This window comes from Streptomyces longhuiensis, assembly GCF_020616555.1.
In the GTDB taxonomy this organism is placed as follows: Bacteria; Actinomycetota; Actinomycetes; order Streptomycetales; family Streptomycetaceae; genus Streptomyces; species Streptomyces longhuiensis.
The window spans coordinates 1,600,104-1,618,712 of sequence record NZ_CP085173.1; the positions used below are offsets into that span (position 1 = coordinate 1,600,104).

15 protein-coding genes are annotated in these 18,609 nt (G+C 71.0%); 4 read left to right on the top strand and 11 right to left on the bottom strand.

Annotated features, from left to right (window positions below):
- Positions 1-2: 2 nt before the first annotated feature.
- The 6 genes from LGI35_RS07660 to LGI35_RS07685 all read right to left on the bottom strand — a co-directional run bounded on the left by LGI35_RS07660 (position 3) and on the right by LGI35_RS07685 (position 5,452).
- Positions 3-917 (bottom strand): universal stress protein, encoded by a 915-nt coding sequence (locus LGI35_RS07660; RefSeq protein WP_227293141.1) that lies wholly within the window; start codon positions 915-917, stop codon positions 3-5.
- Positions 918-1,083: 166 nt separating this feature from the next.
- Entirely contained in the window at positions 1,084-1,326 is a 243-nt protein-coding gene (locus LGI35_RS07665; RefSeq protein WP_116500600.1) for a DUF397 domain-containing protein, read from the bottom strand.
- Between the two features lie 82 nt (positions 1,327-1,408).
- A complete protein-coding gene (locus LGI35_RS07670) occupies positions 1,409-2,596 on the bottom strand; it encodes a thiolase domain-containing protein (RefSeq protein ID WP_227293142.1) in 1,188 nt (395 codons plus the stop codon).
- The gene (locus tag LGI35_RS07675; protein ID WP_227293143.1) at positions 2,593-3,639 is read right to left on the bottom strand and encodes a thiolase domain-containing protein; all 1,047 of its coding nucleotides are present in this window, start codon (positions 3,637-3,639) and stop codon (positions 2,593-2,595) included. Before LGI35_RS07675 ends, LGI35_RS07670 begins: the two co-directional genes overlap by 4 nt.
- Positions 3,640-4,587: a Zn-ribbon domain-containing OB-fold protein gene (locus LGI35_RS07680; RefSeq protein ID WP_227293144.1), complete on the bottom strand. Its 948-nt coding sequence runs from the start codon at positions 4,585-4,587 to the stop codon at positions 3,640-3,642.
- A gap of 28 nt (positions 4,588-4,615) precedes the next feature.
- Entirely contained in the window at positions 4,616-5,452 is an 837-nt protein-coding gene (locus LGI35_RS07685) for a crotonase/enoyl-CoA hydratase family protein (protein WP_227293145.1), read from the bottom strand.
- Positions 5,453-5,648: 196 nt separating this feature from the next.
- On the opposite strand from LGI35_RS07685, the gene LGI35_RS07690 reads away from it, so the two are divergent.
- From LGI35_RS07690 to paaK, 3 genes are all read left to right on the top strand, one after another.
- Entirely contained in the window at positions 5,649-7,265 is a 1,617-nt protein-coding gene (locus LGI35_RS07690) for an acyl-CoA synthetase (protein ID WP_227293146.1), read from the top strand.
- A gap of 128 nt (positions 7,266-7,393) precedes the next feature.
- Complete coding sequence (locus tag LGI35_RS07695; protein WP_227293147.1) at positions 7,394-8,173, top strand: GNAT family N-acetyltransferase; 780 nt, start codon at positions 7,394-7,396, stop codon at positions 8,171-8,173.
- A gap of 163 nt (positions 8,174-8,336) precedes the next feature.
- Entirely contained in the window at positions 8,337-9,632 is a 1,296-nt protein-coding gene (paaK, locus tag LGI35_RS07700; protein ID WP_227293148.1) for a phenylacetate--CoA ligase PaaK, read from the top strand.
- Between the two features lie 47 nt (positions 9,633-9,679).
- Here the strand turns inward: paaK and thrS are convergent, their stop codons facing one another.
- The 4 genes from thrS to LGI35_RS07720 all read right to left on the bottom strand — a co-directional run bounded on the left by thrS (position 9,680) and on the right by LGI35_RS07720 (position 15,893).
- On the bottom strand, positions 9,680-11,050 hold the full coding sequence (gene thrS, locus LGI35_RS07705; protein WP_227293149.1) for a threonine--tRNA ligase: 1,371 nt from the start codon (positions 11,048-11,050) through the stop codon (positions 9,680-9,682).
- A 191-nt stretch (positions 11,051-11,241) separates the two neighbouring features.
- On the bottom strand, positions 11,242-12,762 hold the full coding sequence (locus LGI35_RS07710) for an acyl-CoA synthetase (RefSeq protein WP_227293150.1): 1,521 nt from the start codon (positions 12,760-12,762) through the stop codon (positions 11,242-11,244).
- A gap of 435 nt (positions 12,763-13,197) precedes the next feature.
- On the bottom strand, positions 13,198-14,769 hold the full coding sequence (locus LGI35_RS07715) for an acyl-CoA synthetase (RefSeq protein WP_227293151.1): 1,572 nt from the start codon (positions 14,767-14,769) through the stop codon (positions 13,198-13,200).
- Positions 14,766-15,893, bottom strand: a complete 1,128-nt coding sequence (locus tag LGI35_RS07720) for an NAD(P)H-dependent flavin oxidoreductase (protein ID WP_227293152.1) — start codon at positions 15,891-15,893, stop codon at positions 14,766-14,768. Before LGI35_RS07720 ends, LGI35_RS07715 begins: the two co-directional genes overlap by 4 nt.
- Before the next feature lie 161 nt (positions 15,894-16,054).
- On the opposite strand from LGI35_RS07720, the gene LGI35_RS07725 reads away from it, so the two are divergent.
- Positions 16,055-17,875, top strand: a complete 1,821-nt coding sequence (locus LGI35_RS07725) for a serine hydrolase domain-containing protein (RefSeq protein ID WP_227293153.1) — start codon at positions 16,055-16,057, stop codon at positions 17,873-17,875.
- On the opposite strand, the gene LGI35_RS07730 is transcribed toward LGI35_RS07725, so the two are convergent.
- On the bottom strand, positions 17,864-18,514 hold the full coding sequence (locus LGI35_RS07730; RefSeq protein WP_227293154.1) for a TetR/AcrR family transcriptional regulator: 651 nt from the start codon (positions 18,512-18,514) through the stop codon (positions 17,864-17,866). The genes LGI35_RS07725 and LGI35_RS07730 overlap by 12 nt on opposite strands.
- Positions 18,515-18,609 lie beyond the last annotated feature (95 nt).

Sequence of the window (18,609 nt, forward strand, 5' to 3'; positions counted from 1 at the left end):
TTCTAGGGCGTGTCCTCAGGCGCCGGCGGCACCACCGCGACCGGGCTCGCCGCGTGCAGCAGTACGGCCATGGTCACCGTGCCGAGCATCGGCGCGGGGCGCGTGAGGCGGCGCCGGTGGCGGCCCACGACCACGAGGCCGGCCTCGCGGGAGTTCTCGACGAGGTGCCCGGCCGCGTCGCCCGGCGCCACGTACAGGTCGACCTCGACATCGGGGTGCGCCTTGCGGAAGGGCGCCACGGCGGCGTTCACCAGGGTCAGGGTCTCGCTCTCGGCCGCTTCCTGGTCGACGGTCGTGGGCGTGAAGTCGCCGAAGGTCGTCCAGGCGAGCACCGGCCACGGGAACGCCGCGATCACCTGGAGCCGTGCCCCGCCCCGGTCGGCCTCCTCGAAGGCGAAGGCGAGGACGGTGTCGTCGGGCTCGTCCACCTCGACGCCGACGACCACGCGCGGTCCGGGCGGTACGTCGTCGTCACCGTGCACGGCGCGTCCGGGCCTGGGGACCACGACGACGGGGCAGGCGGCGTCCCGCGCCGCGGCCACACCGTTCGAACCGAGCAGCAGACTGGCGAAGCCGCCGCGCCCGCGCGAGCCGAGGACCAACAGCTCAGCCTCGGAGCCGAGTTCGGCCAGGACGGCCGCCGGAGCGCCCTCCAAGGTCACGTATTCGACCGGGGGCAGATCGTCTCGACCGGTCAGGGTGGCGCGCACCTCGTCGAGGACCGCGTCGCCCGCCGGCTCCGGCCGGCCGGACGCCGGTACCCCGCGCTGAGTCCAGGGGCCGTACTGGCGCACATGGGCGATCCGCGCGGTGGCCCCGCGCCTGCCCGCTTCCGTCAGTGCCCATTCCAGGGCACGGAGGCTGTCTTCGGATCCGTCGACGGCGGCCACGACGGGCAGGGGGCGCGGGGTACTCATGTCCAACCTCCGACACCGGGGCACGGTGTCGACGGCCCCGGCAAGAGCGACTGTTCCTGCCCCCAGCCTCGCGCACACCGGGACCAAGGGGCAGGGCCGAACGTCACATGTCGTCAGAAAAGCCGGAAACATCACCTGACCGCGGCTCGGGTCAGGCCGGACCGGCTCAGGTCAGGTCGAACTCCCCCTCGCGTGCCCCCAGCACGAACGCCCCCCATTCCGCGGGCGTGAAGATCAGGGACGGATTCTGGGGACTGCCGCCGTTGCGCATCGCGATGAAGCCTTCGACGAAGGCGATCTGGACGTCGCCGCGCCCCTTGCTGCTCGAATGCCAGTCCGCGGCACTCAGATCGAGGTCCGGCTTGTCCCAACCCGCGAGCGTGTGCTGCTCGATGGTGCTTTCGGCCACGTCCGTGCTCCTCCCGGTTCGTCGTCCGCCCGCCAGCCTAGCGATCGGCCCGCGCGGCGGACAGGCCGCGGCGGCGAGCCGTTCAGGACGTGGGCTGCTGAGCCCCGACGAGCCACATCGAGAAGAACTGCGAGCCGCCCCCGTAGGCGTGCCCGAGGACCTTCCGGGCACCGTCGACCTGGTGTTCCCCGGCCTGCCCACGGACCTGGAGCGCGGCCTCCGCGAAGCGGATCATGCCGGAGGCGCCGATGGGATTGGTGGACAGGACGCCGCCCGACATGTTGACGGGGAGGTCGCCGTCGAGTTCCGTGACGCCCGATTCCGTGAGCTTCCAGCCCCCGCCCTCGTCGGCGAAGCCGAGGTTCTCCAGCCACATCGGCTCGTACCAGGAGAACGGCACGTACATCTCGACCGCGTCGATCTCGCGGCGCGGGTCGGCGATGCCCGCCTGCCGGTAGACATCGGCGGCACAGTCCTTCCCGGCCTGCGGCGAGACGAAGTCCTTGCCCGCGAACATGGTCGGCTCGCTGCGCATCGCGCCACCGTGCATCCAGGCCGGCGGCTGCGGTGAACGGGCCGCGCCCGCACGGTCGGTGAGGATCATGGCGCACGCGCCGTCGGAGGACGGGCAGGTCTCGGAGTAGCGGACCGGGTCCCACAGCATCGGCGAGGACTGGACCTTCTCCAGGGTGATGCCGTGCTCGTGCAGATGCGCGTAGGGGTTCTTCAGCGCGTTGCGCCGGTCCTTGTACGCGACCAGGGAGCCGACGTGGTCGGGCGCTCCGGTGCGCCGCATGTACGCGCGGACGTGCGGGGCGAAGAATCCGCCGGCGCCGGCGAGCAGCGGCTGCGTGAAGGGGATCGGCAGGGACAGGCCCCACATCGCGTTGGACTCGGACTGCTTTTCGAAGGCGAGGGTGAGGACCGTCCTGTGGACCCGGGACGCCACGAGGTTGGAGGCGACGAGGGCGGTGGAGCCGCCGACCGAGCCCGCCGTGTGCACCCGGAGCATCGGTTTGCCCACCGCGCCGAGGGCGTCCGCGAGATACAGCTCCGGCATCATGACGCCCTCGAAGAAGTCGGGCGCCTTGCCGATCACCACGGCGTCGATGTCGGCCCAGGTCAGCTGGGCGTCCTCCAGGGCACGTTGCGCCGCCTCGCGGACGAGGCCGGCGATCGAGACGTCCTTGCGGGCCGCCACGTGCTTGGTCTGGCCGATGCCGACGACGGCCACGGGTTCCTTGTGCGTGGCGTGCCCTGTACTGCTCATCGGGCGTCTCCTTCCAGGACGGCGACCAGGTTCTGCTGGAGGCAGGGGCCGGAGGTGGCGTGCGCGAGGGCCCGGTCGGACTCGCCGCGGTGGATACGGGCGGCGGCCTCGCCGATCCGCAGCAGGCCCGCGGCCATGATCGGGTTGGCGGCGAGCGCGCCGCCGGAAGGGTTCACGGTGACGTCGTCGGCGAGCTGGAGCGCCTTGCGCAGGACGACCTCCTGCGAGGTGAACGGGGCGTGCAACTCGGCCGTGTCCACGGGCCGTTCGAAGGCGCCCGCCCGCTCGGCGGCCAGCCGCGTGGACGGGGAGTCGGTGAGGTCGCGTACGCCGAGGCTGTGCGCCTCGATGCGGTGGTCCATGCCGCGGATCCAGGCGGGCCGCTCGCACAGTTCGCGGGCCTTGTCACCGGCGGCCAGGATCACGGCGACGGCGCCGTCGCCGACCGGCGGGCAGTCGCCCTTGCGCAGCGGCTGCACCTCGTAGTCGCCCTGCGGCACCGAACCCTTCACCTGGGCATGGGAGTTGGCGGACGCGGACTCCCGGCTCCTGGCGGCGATCCCGGCGAGCGCGGGCTCGTCGGTCTCCCCCGCGTCGATGAGGGCCTGCGCCTGGAGTGCGGCGAGCGCGACCGAGTCCGGCCACAGCGGGGCCACGTAGTACGGGTCGAGCTGGCGGGTGAGCACATCGCGCACGGAGCCGGGCGAGGACTTGCCGTACGAGTACACGAGGGCCGTGTCGACCTCACCGGTGAGGAGCTTCACCCAGGCCTCGTACATCGCCCAGGCCCCGTCCATCTCCACGTGGGACTCGGAGATCGGCGGCCAGGCGCCCACGCCGTCGAGGGTCATGGTGAAGGAGAACGCGCGGCCCGCGAGATAGTCGGAGGAGCCTGAGCAGGTGAAGCCGATGTCGCTGGTCTTCAGGCCGGTCTGCGCCAGCACTTGGTGCAGCACCGGCATCACCATGTCGACCTCGGAGAGTTCGTCGGTGGTGCGCAGATGGTCGCTCTGCGCGAAGGCGACGATCGCTACCTCTCGCATCTACACCAGCTCCTTGTACGTGTCGTAGTCGGCGTCCGGTTCGCCGGTGGGCCGGTAGTGGTCGGGGTAGCGGCCGCCCTCGGTCCACACCGGCTCGACCCTGAGGCCCATCCGCACCTGGTCGTACGGGATGCCGGCGATGCGGCCGTGCAGCGCGAGGTCGGCGCCGTCGAGCGCGATGTGGGCGTAGACGTAGGGCAGTTCGATGTCGAGGTTCTTGGCCTTGACGTTGACGATGCAGAAGGTGGTGACGGTGCCGGCCGGGCCGACCTCGACCCGGTCGGTCGTGGCGACGCCGCAGGTGGGGCAGGCCCCCCGCGGCGGGACGTAGACCTTGCGGCAGGACGGGCAGCGTTCTCCGACGGTGCGGCGGTCCGCGAGGGCGTTGATGTAGGCGGTCTGGGCGCGGCCCGGCGAGTAGACGTAGTCGAGACGGGCCGCGGCGACGATCCCGCTGACCGCGTCGTCGAACTGCCCGTCGTGCGCGGTGGGTTCGGTGTGCGCCGCCGCCCCCTCGTACGGCTCGAAGCAGGCGATGTCGGTGATGGCGCCGGTGCGTTCGGCGGCCCAGCGGACGCGGACGCGCATGCCGGTGGTCACGGCGTCGGGGCCGGCTGCGTCGAGGGCGTGCAGGAGGCCGGTGTCCGCGCCGTCGAGCTTGACCAGGACCCAGGCGAAGGGGGTGTCGAGGGGCTGGCCGCGGCGGGGTTCGGGGTTCCATGCCCAGGTGGTGACGGTGCCGGTGGGCTCGACCTCGACGAGGTCGCGGAGCTCGTCGGCGGTGACGGGGTCGTACTCGACGGGCGGGACCATGACCAGGCCGTCGGTGGTCTTCACGCCGAGGACGGTGCGTTCGCGCAGGCCGGTCAGGAAGGCGCTCTGGACGGGGCCGAGCGAGCGGGTGAAGGGGAACTCGACGACGAGCGGGGCTTTGAGGACTTCGGGCACTTCATGACTCCTTGACGGTCGGAGGACTTCACGCGCGCCGGTAGACGGCGGGACGCTTCTCGGCGAAGGCCCTGGGGCCCTCCTTCGCGTCCTCGGTGGCGAAGATCGGCCAGCCGCGCTCCAGTTCGGACTTGAGGCCGTCGGTCTCGGTCATCTCGGCGGTCTCGTACACCGAGGCCTTCACCGCTTCCACCGCGAGCGGGCCGCAGGCGTTGACCTGCTCGGCGATCTCCAGGGCCCTGTCGAGCGCGGTGCCGGTCGGGACGACGCTGCCGATGAGCCCGATGGAGAGGGCCTCGGCCGCGCTGTAGTGCCTGCCGGTCAGCAGCATCTCCAGGGCGTGGGTGCGCGGGATCTGCCGCTGAAGCCGCACGGTGGAACCGCCGATCGGGAAGAGGGCGCGCCTCACCTCGGAGAGGCCGAAGGTCGCGGTCTCGGCGGCGACGCGGATGTCGGTGCCCTGGAGGATCTCCGTGCCGCCGGCCACGCAGTAGCCCTCGACTGCGGCGATCACGGGTTTGCGGGGCCGGTGATGGCGCAGCATCGCCTTCCAGTGCAGATCGGGGTCGGCCTTGAGCCGGTCCCGGTACTGCTCTCCCTCCATCCCCTTGCCGGCCAGGGCCTTGAGGTCCATGCCGGCGCAGAACGTGCCGCCCGCGCCGGTCAGGACGACCGAGCGGACCGAGTCGTCCTCGTCGGCGGCGACCCATCCGTCGTAGAGGCCGACCAGCATCGGCAGGGAGAGCGCGTTCTTGGCCTCGGGCCTGTTGAGCGTGAGGACGAGGGTGGCACCCTCGCGCCGCACCGTGAGGTGTTCCGTCCCGTGACCCGCCCCGTGTCCCGCGTCGTGTTCCGTGCCACCCATGGCCGTACTCCCGTCTCGGATGCGTCTCGGATGCCGCGTACGTCTCGGATGCGAGAACAGGTTGCAGTAGGCGGGTGGCCAGTTCAAGAGTTTTCTGACAGTCAGTCAGATTTCTTGCGCTGGAGCCCTTCCCTGTTCCCTGCGGCTCTGCTGAGATGACGGCCACATCGAGATGGCGCCTGGGTCAGGAGGAGCGGTGGAGTACAACCTTGCCGACCTGTTCGAGTCGGTCGTCGACGTGGTCCCGGACCGCGAGGCGCTCGTGCACATCGACCATCCCGGCACGGGCGCGGAGCGCCGGCTCACCTACGCCGGACTCGACGCGGCGGCCAACCGGCTCGCCCACCATCTGATCGACAGCGGGATCCGCCCCGGCGAACACCTGGGCCTGCACCTCTACAACGGCATCGAGTACCTCCAGACGGTGCTGGCCTGCCTCAAGGCGCGGATCGTCCCGGTCAATGTCAACTACCGCTACGTGGAGGAGGAGCTGGTCTACCTCTACCGCGACGCGGACCTCGCGGCGCTCGTCTTCGACGCCGAGTTCACCGAACGCGTCGCGGCCGCTCTCCCGCAGACGGAGAAGCTGCGCCACCTCGTGCGCGTGGGGACCGCGCCGACCGGCGCGCCGCCCGTCAAGGCCGTGGACTTCACGGAGGCGGAGGCCACGGGTTCGCCGGAGCGCGGCTTCGGGCCGCGCTCGGCCGACGACCTCTTCATCATCTACACGGGCGGCACGACCGGCATGCCCAAGGGCGTGATGTGGCGCCAGGAGGACCTGTTCTTCTCGGGGCTCGGCGGCGGCGCGCCGACGGGCGAGCCGGTGAGCAGGCCGGAGGAGCTGTCCGAGCGCGTCGCGGCCGGCGGCGACGGGATCACGTTCTTCCCCACGCCTCCCCTGATGCACGGCACCTCCACCCTCACCGCCTTCATCGGCTTCAACTTCGGCCAACGCCTCGTCATCCACACGAAGTTCGTACCCGAAGAGGTCCTGCGCACGGTCGAGAAGGAGAAGGTGACGAGCATGTCGCTCGTCGGGGACGCGATGCTGCGGCCCCTGATCGACGCGCTGAACGGGCCCATGAAGGGCACCGACTGCTCGTCGATGTTCAGCCTCTCGTCGTCGGGCGCGATCATGTCGGAGACGGTGCGCGCGCAGTTCGAGGCGCTCGTCCCGAACGTGATGCTCCTGAACAACTTCGGCTCCTCCGAGTCCGGCTTCAACGGCACGGCGACGGACGACTCGGGCCCGGAGAAGGGCTTCCGTCTTCGGGTCAACTCCCGTACGCAGGTGGTCGATCCGGCGACGTACGAGCCGATCGCCCCCGGCGAGCCGGGCCGTATCGCCCAGCGCGGGCACGTCCCGCTCGGCTACTACAACGACCCCGCGAAGACGGCCGAGACGTTCTTCCAGAAGGGCGACGAGCGGTGGGTGCTGCTCGGGGACATGGCGACGGTCGACGAGGAGGGCATCGTCACCGTCCTCGGGCGCGGCTCGCAGTGCATCAACACGGGCGGCGAGAAGGTGTATCCGGAAGAGGTCGAGCAGGCCCTCAAGTCCCATCCCGACGTGTACGACGCACTCGTCGCCGGAGTGCCCGACGCGAAGTGGGGCAACCATGTCGCCGCGGTCGTCCAGCTGCGCGACGGCGCGGCACAGCCCTCGCTCGACGACATCCAGACCCACTGCCGCACCCGCCTCGCGGGCTACAAGATCCCCCGCCAGCTCGTCCTGACCGACCGCATCCAGCGCTCACCCAGCGGCAAGGCGGACTACCGGTGGGCGCGGGCGGTGGCGGCGGACGGTTCGTAACGGGACACGGCGACGGTCGCGGCGGACACGGTGAGCGCTCCCGTCGCGACGCACCCGCGCTCCGGGACGTCGGGGCACCGGGGCACAAACCGTTTGCCGCGCCGACGCGCCGGTGCTGGAGTGTCCGGATGGATCATCAAGCGGTGTTGTCCCTGTTCGACCGGCAGATGAGGCGGGACGCCGAGCCCGACCCCGGCGCGCGGGTCGATCGGGTGGACGGCGTGGTGCGGCAGACCGGTGCCGAGGGCAGTTCCTGGAACGCCGTCGTGTGGTCGGACCTAGACGAGAGCTCGGCGGACGCGGCGATCGCCGCCCAGGTACGACATTTCACCGAGCTCGGACGCGAATTCGAGTGGAAGGTGTACGGACACGACCGGCCGCACGACCTTCCGCGGCGGCTCACAGCCGCCGGATTCGCCTCCGAGCCGGTGGAGACGCTCCTGGTCGCCGAGGTCGCGGCCCTGCCGACGGACGTCCCGCCCCCCGAAGGGATCCGGCTCCTCCCCGTCACCGACGAGGCGGGCGTCGACCTCATGTCGGAGGTGCACGACAAGGCCTTCGGCAGGAGTCTCGGCCTCACCCGGCACCAGCTCCTCGCCCGGCTGGCCGAGGACCCGGACGCCGTGCCCGCGGTGCTCGCGCTGGCCGGGGACGTGCCGGTGAGCGCGGCCCGCATGGAGACGCACCCGGGGACGGACTTCGCGAGCCTGTGGGGCGGCGGCACCGTCGCCGAGTGGCGCGGGCGGGGGATCTACCGCAGCCTCGTCGCGTTCCGTACGCGCATCGCCGCCGAGCGTGGCTTCCGCTATCTCCAGGTCGACGCCTCCAGCATGAGCCGCCCGATCCTGGAGCGCCTCGGCTTCGTGGCTCTGACCACCACGACTCCCTACGTCCACGGGGGCGCCTGAGGCCACCCGGCGGCGATTGAGTCCCTCCCGCCTCTTGACGCCTGCCCCCGCCCCTTGAATTACTGGCCCTGAACGGATCAACCGAATGATCGGTCGGCCGATTCGCCCATTATGTGGATCCGGGCGGACGGTCGGCCCTCAGGGCTCGGGAGTGCGGTCGACGATGACAGAACTGCTGGACGCGGGGGAACAGCTCGCCCCCGAGGAACTGCACGCACAGCAGCTGGAGCGGCTGCGGGCGACACTGCGCCGCGTGTACGAGCGGGTGCCGTTCTACCGCGCGTCCTTCGACAAGGCGGGCGTCCACCCCGACGACTGCCGCTCGCTCGCCGACCTGGCCCGCTTCCCGTTCACCACGAAGACCGACCTGCGGGACAACTACCCGTTCGGCATGTTCGCCGTACCGGAGACGGACGTGCGCCGGCTGCACGCGTCCAGCGGCACCACGGGCCTGCCCACCGTCGTCGGCTACACGGAGAACGACCTCTCCATGTGGGCCGACATGGTGGCGCGCTCCCTGCGCGCGGCGGGCGCCCGGCCCGGCCACAAGGTCCATGTCGCGTACGGATACGGCCTGTTCACGGGCGGGCTCGGCGCGCACTACGGCGCCGAGCGGCTCGGCTGCACGGTCATTCCCGCGTCCGGTGGCATGACCGCCCGCCAGGTGCGGCTGATCCAGGACTTCCGCCCCGAGGTCATCATGGTCACCCCCTCCTACATGCTGACGATCCTCGACGAGTTCGAGCGCCAGGGCGTCGACCCGCGCAGCACGTCCCTCAAGGTCGGGGTCTTCGGCGCCGAGCCGTGGACCGAGGAGATGCGCCGCGAGATCGAGGAGCGCTTCGCCATCGACGCCGTCGACATCTACGGCCTGTCGGAGGTGATGGGACCGGGCGTCGCCCAGGAGTGCGTCGGGACGAAGGACGGGCTGCACATCTGGGAGGACCAGTTCTATCCGGAGGTCGTCGACCCGATCACCGGGGAGGTCCTGCCGGACGGTGAGCAGGGCGAGCTGGTGTTCACCTCGCTCACCAAGGAGGCCATGCCCGTGATCCGCTACCGGACCCGGGACCTGACCCGGCTCCTGCCCGGCACGGCCCGCCCCGCCTTCCGCCGTATGGAGAAGGTGACGGGCCGCAGCGACGACATGGTGATCCTGCGCGGGGTGAACCTCTTCCCGACCCAGGTCGAGGAGATCGTCCTGCGCACGCCGGGCGTCGCCCCGCACTTCCAGCTCCGGCTGACCCGCGAGGGACGCATGGACGCCCTGACGGTACGCGCGGAGGCCCGCGCCGACGCGACCGCCGCCGAGCGCGACGCGGCGGCCCGTGCCATCGCCACCGGCGTGAAGGACGGCATCGGCGTCTCGGTGACCGTGGAGGTCGTGGACCCGGAGACGCTGGAGCGGTCGGTGGGCAAGATCAAGCGCATCCTGGACCTGCGGGGGCGGCAGGCGTAAGAAGTACGGCGGGGGCCGGCATTCCGGCCCCCGCCGGCCCGCTTTCGTCAGCTCGCGTCGTCCCACAGGTCGTGCGCGTACCCGTCGACGACCGCCCCGATCCTGGCGAGTGCCTCATCGGCGGGCAGCGGCGCGGGGCGGCGGCCGTCGCGCAGGCGCAGCGCGACCCGACCGTCCACCGCCTCCCTCGCACCGATGACCGCCTGGTACGGCACGAGCCGGGCCTCCCGGACGCGGGCGCCCAGGGTGCCGCGCTCGGGGCCCGCGACCTCGGCCCGCAGCCCCAGCTCGGCGCACCGCCGCGCAAGGGCGTCGGCGTGCGGCAGCTCGGCGTCCGAGATCGGCAGGATCGCCACCTGGGTGGGGGCGAGCCACGCCGGGAAGGCGCCGCCGTGCTGCTCGATGAGGTGCGCGACGGCCCGTTCCACACTGCCGATGATGCTGCGGTGGACCATCACCGGACGATGCTTCGCCCCGTCCGGGCCGATGTAGTGCAGGTCGAAACGCTCGGGCTGGTGGAAGTCGACCTGGACGGTGGAGAGGGTCGACTCGCGCCCCGCACCGTCGGCGACCTGGACGTCGATCTTGGGCCCGTAGAACGCGGCCTCGCCCTCGGCCGCCTCGTAGGGAAGACCCGACCGGTCGAGGACCTCGGTGAGCAGCGCGGTGGAGCGCTGCCACATATCCGGAGCGGCGACGTACTTGCCGCCCGGCCCCGGCAGCGACAGCCGGTAGCGCGCCGGGGTGATGCCCAGCGCCTCGTATGCCCTGCGGATCATCTCCAGGGCCGCCCGCGCCTCGCCTGCCACCTGGTCGAGGGTGCAGAAGATGTGCGCGTCGTTGAGCTGGATGGCCCGTACGCGGGTCAGTCCACCGAGCACCCCCGACAGCTCGGAGCGGTACATGCCGCCCAACTCCGCCATACGCAACGGCAGTTCGCGGTAGCTGTGGGAGCGGGAACGGTAGATCACTGCGTGGTGGGGACAGAGGCTGGGCCGCAGGACGACCTGCTCGCCGCCCAGGTCCATCGGAGGAAACATGTCGTCGCTGTAGTGCGACCAGTGCCCCGAGATCTCGTACAGCTCGCGCTTGCCGAGAACCGGCGAGTACACGTGCCGGTAGCCGGCCCGCCGCTCGGCGGTGCGGATGTACTCCTCGAGGGTGTGCCGCACAGCCGCGCCGTCGGGCAGCCAGTAGGGCAGGCCCGCGCCGATCAGAGGGTCGGTGTCGAAGAGGCCGAGCTCACGACCGAGCTTGCGGTGATCGTGATTCGGGCGCTCGCACTGCGAGTGTTCCTGAGGGTGCTGGGCTTGCTTCTGCAGGTCTTGCCTCTCCCGGCTCTGCTTGTGCTCGTCCTGCTTGTGCTGGTCCTGCCTCTGCTGGTCCTGCTTCTGCTGGTCCTGCCTCTGCTGGTTCATTTCGGGATCCCTCGCGGTCGTCGGGCGAGTGGTCCCATGGCGAAGCCCCGGGGCACTCGCCCCGGGGCTTCGGACTGAGACAGCTGTCAGCGCGCCGGGACACTCTCCGGCGTCGTCGTCATCGCAGCGCGCTTCATGTCCGCGACCGTAACAGGGCCTCGGCCGGGTCCGCGCGTCATTTTCCGGCGGGCTCAGTCCGCCGTACTGAACCGGTCCCGCAGCTCCCGCTTGAGGATCTTGCCGCTGGCGTTGCGCGGGAGTTCGTCCACGAAGACGACCCGCTTGGGCGCCTTGAAGTGGGCGAGCTTCTCGCGTGCGTGGTCGATGAGCTCCGTCTCGGTGACCTCGCCGCCGCGGACGACGACGGCCGTGACGGCCTCGATCCAGCGCTCGTCGGGCAGGCCGATCACGGCGGTCTCGGCCACCTGCGGGTGGGTGTAGAGCACGTCCTCGACCTGGCGTGAGGCGACGAGCACTCCCCCGGAGTTGATGACGTCCTTCACCCGGTCGACGACGGTGAAGTAGCCCTCGCCGTCGCGCACCGCGAGGTCCCCCGAGCGGAACCAGCCGTCACGGAAGGCCGCCTCGGTCTCCTGCGGCTTGTCCCAGTAGCCGTCGCACAACTGCGGTGAGCGGTAGACCACTTCACCGGCGGTGCCGTCGGGCACTTCCTTGCCGTCCTCGTCGACGACCCGCGCCTCGACGAACAGGACGGGCCGCCCGCAGGAGTCCATGCGGCCCTCGTGCTCGTCGGGCCCGAGGACGGTGGCGAGCGGTCCGATCTCGCTCTGGCCGAAGCAGTTGTAGAAGGCGAGTCCGGGCAGGCGCGCGCGGAGCCGTTCCAGGACCGGCACCGGCATGATCGACGCGCCGTAGAAAGCCTTGCGCAGACCGCTCAGGTCCCGTGTGGCGAAGTCCGGGTGCTGCGAGAGGCCGATCCAGACGGTGGGCGGCGCGAAGAGGCTGTCGGCGTCCCCCGCTTCGACGAGGTCGAAGATCTTCGCGGCGTCCGGAGCGTCGAGGATCGTGTTCTGCGCGCCGACGGCGAGGTACGGCAGCAGGAAGACGTGCATCTGCGCCGAGTGGTAGAGCGGCAGGGAGTGGACGGGCCGGTCCGTCTCCGTGAGGCCGAGGGCGTGGATCGCGCTGACGTACTCGTGGACGAGCGCCCGGTGCGACATCATCGCGCCCTTGGGCAGCGCGGTCGTGCCGGAGGTGTACAGGAGCTGCACCAGGTCGTCGGCGTCGGGCTGCGGTCCGTCGTACGGCTCGGCGGAGGGGATCCGGGCGAGCAGGGAGTCGTCCGCGTCGCGCAGTGCCAGGGTGCGCACGCCCGCGGGAAGCCGGTGCGCCAGGTCGGGGTCGGTCAGTACGAGTGCGCAGCCCGACTGGCCGACGATGTAGGAGAGGTCGTCCCCCGTGAGGTTCTGGTTGACCGGCACGTGCACGAGCCCGGCGCGCGAACAGGCCAGGAAGCCGATCAGGTAGGCGTCGGAGTTGTGCCCGTAGGCGCCGACGCGGTCCCCTCGTTCAAGGCCCAGGCCGCGCAGTACGCCGGCCGCGCGCGCGACGGCCGCGTCGAGTTCGGCGTACGTCCACGCGCGCGGGCCGTAGCGGACGGCGACGCGCTCGGGGGCGCGTCGTGCGCTGCGGCGCAGCGTCCCGTCGACCGTGCTGGCGCGTACGTCTTGTTCATCCCGGACACCCGTCATGGCGCGATCCTGTGCCCCGGCCGACACGAAATCAAGGCCGGTGACGCGCGGCGCGCGATGGCCGCACCGGACGCCGCCCCTCCGGGCATACCCGCTGGTACGCTCAACCGCCCCTTCCTTCAATCCAGTTGGGAGGCACGATGCGCACCCGCCCGAGACAATTCGCGGTCATCGGCTTCGCGGCCGTCGGCTGGTACCGCGGCAACTGACCGGTGGCCCGCTCCCTGCTGACGTACTCCCAGTCCTCAAACCCCAGCTCGCCCCTTCTTGCGGGCGCTCCGTGCCCGTTGCCGCGGCGATACTCCGCACCGCCGTCACGGATGCGATTCCCCCCGGGGGGCGAACCCCCAGGATTCCTCGCGAGAGCACGCTGAACGACGGGAGCGGCTCGGGGGAACGCCCCGGGCCGCTCCTGACGTCAGAACCCCGCGTGGGTCACATCGCGCGGGTGCGGCCCTCCCAGTAGGGGTCGCGCAGACGGCGCTTGTAGAGCTTGCCGTTCGGGTCGCGTGGCATCGTCTCGATGAAGTCGACGGTCTTGGGCCGCTTGTAGCCGGCGAGTTGGCGCTCGCAGTGCGCGAGGATCTCGGCGGCGAGCGCGTCTCCGGCGATGTGCCCCTCCGCGGGCTCGACGACCGCCTTGACCTCCTCGCCCCAGTCGTCGTTCGGGATCCCGAAGGCCGCGGCGTCGGCGACGGCCGGGTGGCCGAGGAGCGCGGACTCGATCTCGGCGGGGTAGATGTTGACGCCACCCGAGATGATCATGTCGATCTTGCGGTCGCGGAGGAAGAGATACCCGTCCTCGTCGAGAAGGCCGAGGTCGCCGACGGTGAAGAAGTCGCCGATGCGGTTCTTCCTCGTCTTGCTCTCGTCCTTGTGGTACGAGAATCCGCCGGTGCTCATCTTCATGTAGACGGTGCCGAGTTCGCCGGCCGGCAGCCGGTTGCCGTCGTCGTCGAACACGGCGAGCTCGCTGATGGGCCAGGCCTTGCCGACCGTGCCCGGCTTCTTCAGCCAGTCCCCTGCGGTCGCGAAGGCGCCGCCGCCCTCACTGGCCGCGTAGTACTCCTCGACGCTGTGGCCCCACCAGTCGATCATCGCGCGCTTGACGTGGTCGGGGCAGGGCGCGGCGCCGTGGATGGCGTGCCGCATCGCCGACACGTCGTACGCGCTCCTGACGCTGTCCGGCAGGGCGAGCAGGCGGTGGAACTGGGTCGGCACCATGTGTGTGTGCGTGCACTTGAAGGTGTCGATGAGACGCAGCATGTCCTCGGGGGTCCACTTGTCCATCAGCACGAGGGTGTGTCCGATGTGCAGGGACGCGCCCGCGAACTGGAGCACGGCGGTGTGGTAGAGCGGCGAGCAGACGAGGTGCACGTTGTCGTCGAACGGCTTGATGCCGAAGATGGCGAGGAAGCCTCCGAGGTAGGTCTCCTCGGGGAGCTTGCCGGGCAGGGGGCGGCGGATGCCGCGGGGCCGGCCGGTGGTGCCCGAGGTGTAGTTCATGACCCAGCCGAGGGTGCGGTCGTCCGGCACCGACTCGGGCTGTCCGTCGAGGAGTTGGGTGTAGGGGCGGAAGCCGTCGACGGTTCCGACCGCGTACCGCTGCCCTACGGGGAGTGCCGCCTCGTCGGCGGCGGCCACGGCCTGTTCGGCGAACCGCTCGTGCGCGATGAGGACCTTCGCTCCGGAGTCGGCGACGATCCAGGCGATCTCGGGGCCGACCAGATGATGGTTGACCGGGACCAGGTAGAACCCGGCCTGGGAGGCGGCGAGGAACGCGGTGAAGAACTCGACTCCGTTGGGCAGGACGACGGCGAACGCGTCGCCTCGTTCGAGCCCGGCGGCGCGCAGGCCGTGCACGAGCTTGTTGACGTCGGCGTGCAGGCGGCCCGCGGTCCACTCCTCCCCGTCGGGTGCGACGAGTACGGTACGGCCGGGATCCGCGGTGGCCTGGGCCCAGAATCCGTTGGGGGGCGCGCTGTCGGTGTGGGGGCCTGTGCTCACGACTGGCCGCTCCTTCCTGCGATGCGGTTGATCCGGTCGACGGCGCGCTCGAAACCGCGCGTGAGATCGTCGAACACGGCCTGGACGGGGCGTTCGCTCGTCATCCGGCCGACGATCTGCCCGACGGGCGTGCCGAGCAGCGGATCGACCTCGTACTTCTGGATGCGGGAGACCGCCTCGGCGACGAGCAGCCCCTGGAGCGGCATGGGCAGCGTGCCGGGGCCCGACGGGTCGTCCCACGCGTCCGTCCACTCCGTGCGGAGCTGGCGCGCGGGCTTGCCGGTCAGGGCGCGGGAGCGGACGGTGTCGCCGGACCCGGCGGCGAGAAGCTTGGCGGTGAGGGCGCGGGAGTGCAGGTCGGCCTCGGTGGTGGTGAGCCAGAGGGAGCCGAGCCAGACGCCCTGGGCGCCGAGCGCGAGGGCCGCCGCGATCTGCTCCCCGCTGCCGATGCCGCCTGCCGCGAGGACGGGCAGCGGCGACACGGCGTCGACCGCTTCGGGCGTGAGCACCATGGACGCGATCTCGCCGGTGTGTCCGCCGGCCTCGTAGCCCTGCGCGACGACGATGTCGATGCCCGCGTCCGCGTGTTTGCGGGCGTGCCGGGCGCTGCCCGCGAGAGCGGCCACGAGCACGTTCTGGTCGTGCGCGCGCCGGATGACGTCGGCGGGCGGTGAACCGAGGGCGTTGGCAAGGAGTTTGATCGGGTAGTCGAAGGCGACGTCCAGCTGGTTGCGGGCGACCTGCTCCATCCAGCCGGTGATGCGCCAGCCCGACGCCTCGCCCTCGGCGAGCTCGGGGACGCCGTGTTTGGCGAGGGTGTCTCTGACGAACTGGCGGTGCCCGTCGGGGATCATCGCCTCGACGTCGGCCTCGGTCAGTTTCTGATGGTTCGGCCCCTCGACCTTCTTCGCGGGCATCACGACATCGAGCCCGTAGGGCGCGCCGTCGACGTGTTCCTCCATCCAGTCGAGGTCGCGGGCCAGGTCGTCGGGTGCGGTGTAGCGGACCGCGCCGAGCACACCGAACCCCCCGGCCCTGCTGATGGCGGCGGCCACCGCCGGGAAGGGCGTGAAGCCGAAGATGGCGTGCTCGATCCCCAGTTTCTTGCTCAGCTCCGTCTGCATGGGCGCAGAATGCCGCACTCCTCCGAACGAGGGAAGACACTTTCTGATGCTGCGTCAGATTTCTGTGACGTAATTCCGAGGCTTGACACGACCGGAGCCTGACATGAAAGTTTCATCCGTCGAGCTAGATCCCGAAAGATACTTTCAGAAGGGGTTCGTTCATGACCGACGGCGCGGCGGACAGATTGCACGACACCGGCGACGGGCTCTCCCGTCGCCAACTGGGCGCGGGTGTACTGGCGTTGAGTGGGGCACTGGCCCTCGCCCCGTTCCCGGCGGGGCCCGCCGCCGCGGCGGACACGCACACGGACGGGCACGCCGACGGGCACGGAACCACGCTGCGCCGGGGGTCCCCGGAGCGAGCCGGTCTGATCGCCGGACATCTGCGCCAACTCGTCGCCGACGCCGAGAAGTTCCTCGCCCCCTCCCCCAAGCACCCCTGGTACGCGGGCGCCGTACTGCTCGCCGGCCGCGGCGGCACGGTCGCGCTCCACCAGCCGATCGGCAAGGCCGTGCGCTACTCGGCCTACGACGACAAGACCGACACGGGTGTGGAGTTCCCCGCCGACCAGCAGATCGCGGCGGCCGAGGACACCGTCTACGACCTTGCCTCCGTCTCGAAGCTGTTCACCTCGCTCATCGCCGTGCAGGAGATCGAGCGCGGCAAGCTGGAGCTGGAAGCCACGGTCGCCTCGTACATCCCTGACTTCGCGGGTGCCGGCAAGCAGGACATCACGATCCGTCAACTCCTCACGCACACCTCGGGATTCCGCGCCTGGATACCCCTCTACAAGGAGACGACGCGCGAGGGACAGCTCCGCCTCATCTGGAACGAGGCGCCCCTCAACCCGCCCGGCACCGTGTACCTCTACTCGGACCTCAACCTGATCTCGCTCCAGCTGGTCCTGGAGAAGCTCACGGGACAGACCCTGGACGTACTCCTGCGCGACCGCATCACCGGGCCCCTCGGGATGCGCCGCACCCGTTACAACCCGCCCGCGTCCTGGAAGCCGAAGATCGCCGCGACGGAGGACGCGCGCCTGCCCTGGTCCGGCCTCGACCGCGGACTCGTCTGGGGCGAGGTGCACGACGAGAACGCGTTCGGGCTCGGCGGTGTGGCGGGCCACGCCGGTGTCTTCTCCTGCGCGTGGGACCTCGCGATCCTCGGCCGCACCCTCCTCAACGGGGGTTCCTACGGCAAGGCGCGCATCCTGTCCGAGGAGTCGGTGCGGCTGCTGTTCACCGACTTCAACCAGGCGTTCCCCGGCGACGAGCACGGTCTCGGCTTCGAGCTCTACCAGCACTGGTACATGGGCGCGATGGCGACGCCGCGCACGGCCGGCCACACCGGCTTCACCGGCACGTGCATCGTCCTCGACCCGACGACCGACTCGTTCCTCGTCGTGCTCGGCAACTCCGTTCATCCCGTGCGTACTTGGCGATCCGGCTCCGCTCCCCGGGTCGCCGCGGCGAACAACCTCGCCCGCGCCGTCGCCGTACGCCCCGCGCACGGGCGCGCCGCCTGGTTCTCCGGCATGGCGAGCGCCACCTCGGCGACGCTCACCCTGCCCGAGCTCGACGTCACCTCCGACACGGCGAGTCTCGGCTGCGACCTGTGGTGGGACACCGAACCGCACTCCGACCTCCTGTATCTGGAGGTGTCGGCCGACGCCGGGGCGACCTGGCAGCCCCTGCCGTTCACGACCACCCGTAAGGGAGAGGACCCCGCGGACCACCCCAAGGGCACGGCCGACGGCTGGTCGGGCCGCACCTGGCACCGCCTGACCGCCGCTCTCGGCGCCTTCAAGGGCGGAGACGTCCGCCTGCGCTGGCGCTACGCGACGGACCAGCTGTACGTGGGACGCGGGGTGTACGTGGACGGGGTGCGCGTCAGCGACGGCCGCCGGACGGTGTTCGACGAGACACGCCCGTCCGACGCGGCACGGATCGAGGCGTTGGGGTGGTCGCGCTCAGAGGACTGAGCGCGGCACCGACGACGCCGGGGATGCCTGGGCGGGCAGGCGGGTCCGGGGACGTTCGATCGCGTACAGCGTGAACGTCTCCAGCTCGGACGCCGCCGCGTCCAGGTCGAATTCGGGGTGCGTCAGCCAGCGGGAGACCACACCCTCGATGGCGCCGCCGACGGCGAGCGCCACCACCTCCGGGTCGAACTCACGGAACACGCCCGCCCGTTGGCCGTCGGCCAGCAGCCGGGCCAGCATGCCCCAGCGCCCCACCGGGGACGCGGCGCCACTTCGCCGGTCGAGGAGCATCTCGGCGATGACGCGGACGTGGCGCCGCTCCGTGCGCTGGTAGCCGACGACCGAGCGCACATAGGCGACGACGGCCCCCTTCGGTCCGGCCGCGTGCGCCACGCGCTCGGTGACGTACGCCGTGACGGAGTCGAGGACGTGCGTGAGGGTCGCCTGCGTCAGGTTGTCCTTGGACGAGAAGTGGTAGAGGACCGCGGCCTTGGACATGCCGGCCTGCTGGGCGATGGCCGACAGGGACGCCGCGGCACAACCCCTGTCGCAGATCAGGTCGATCGTCGCCTCGATGAGCTGACCGCGCCGCATCTGCTCGGTCGGGGTCGGCGTCGTGTCCGCACGGCGAGGAGCCATGACGGCGCCACCTCGTTCCTTCTCGAACCCCCTCGGTCGCTCGACCGTACCCCGGGCACGCACGCTCGTCGGCAGGTCCGACGTCCCCCCTGCGC

What these genes read in the sequence shown, in the direction of transcription:
- LGI35_RS07660 (WP_227293141.1), bottom strand. Translation starts at nt 917, where the DNA reads ATGAGTACCCCGCGCCCCCTGCCCGTCGTGGCCGCCGTCGACGGATCC.
- LGI35_RS07670 (WP_227293142.1), bottom strand. Translation starts at nt 2,596, where the DNA reads ATGAGCAGTACAGGGCACGCCACGCACAAGGAACCCGTGGCCGTCGTC.
- LGI35_RS07675 (WP_227293143.1), bottom strand. Translation starts at nt 3,639, where the DNA reads ATGCGAGAGGTAGCGATCGTCGCCTTCGCGCAGAGCGACCATCTGCGC.
- LGI35_RS07685 (WP_227293145.1), bottom strand. Translation starts at nt 5,452, where the DNA reads ATGGGTGGCACGGAACACGACGCGGGACACGGGGCGGGTCACGGGACG.
- LGI35_RS07695 (WP_227293147.1), top strand. Translation starts at nt 7,394, where the DNA reads ATGGATCATCAAGCGGTGTTGTCCCTGTTCGACCGGCAGATGAGGCGG.
- paaK (WP_227293148.1), top strand. Translation starts at nt 8,337, where the DNA reads ATGACAGAACTGCTGGACGCGGGGGAACAGCTCGCCCCCGAGGAACTG.
- thrS (WP_227293149.1), bottom strand. Translation starts at nt 11,050, where the DNA reads ATGAACCAGCAGAGGCAGGACCAGCAGAAGCAGGACCAGCAGAGGCAG.
- LGI35_RS07710 (WP_227293150.1), bottom strand. Translation starts at nt 12,762, where the DNA reads ATGACGGGTGTCCGGGATGAACAAGACGTACGCGCCAGCACGGTCGAC.
- LGI35_RS07720 (WP_227293152.1), bottom strand. Translation starts at nt 15,893, where the DNA reads ATGCAGACGGAGCTGAGCAAGAAACTGGGGATCGAGCACGCCATCTTC.
- LGI35_RS07725 (WP_227293153.1), top strand. Translation starts at nt 16,055, where the DNA reads ATGACCGACGGCGCGGCGGACAGATTGCACGACACCGGCGACGGGCTC.
- LGI35_RS07730 (WP_227293154.1), bottom strand. Translation starts at nt 18,514, where the DNA reads ATGGCTCCTCGCCGTGCGGACACGACGCCGACCCCGACCGAGCAGATG.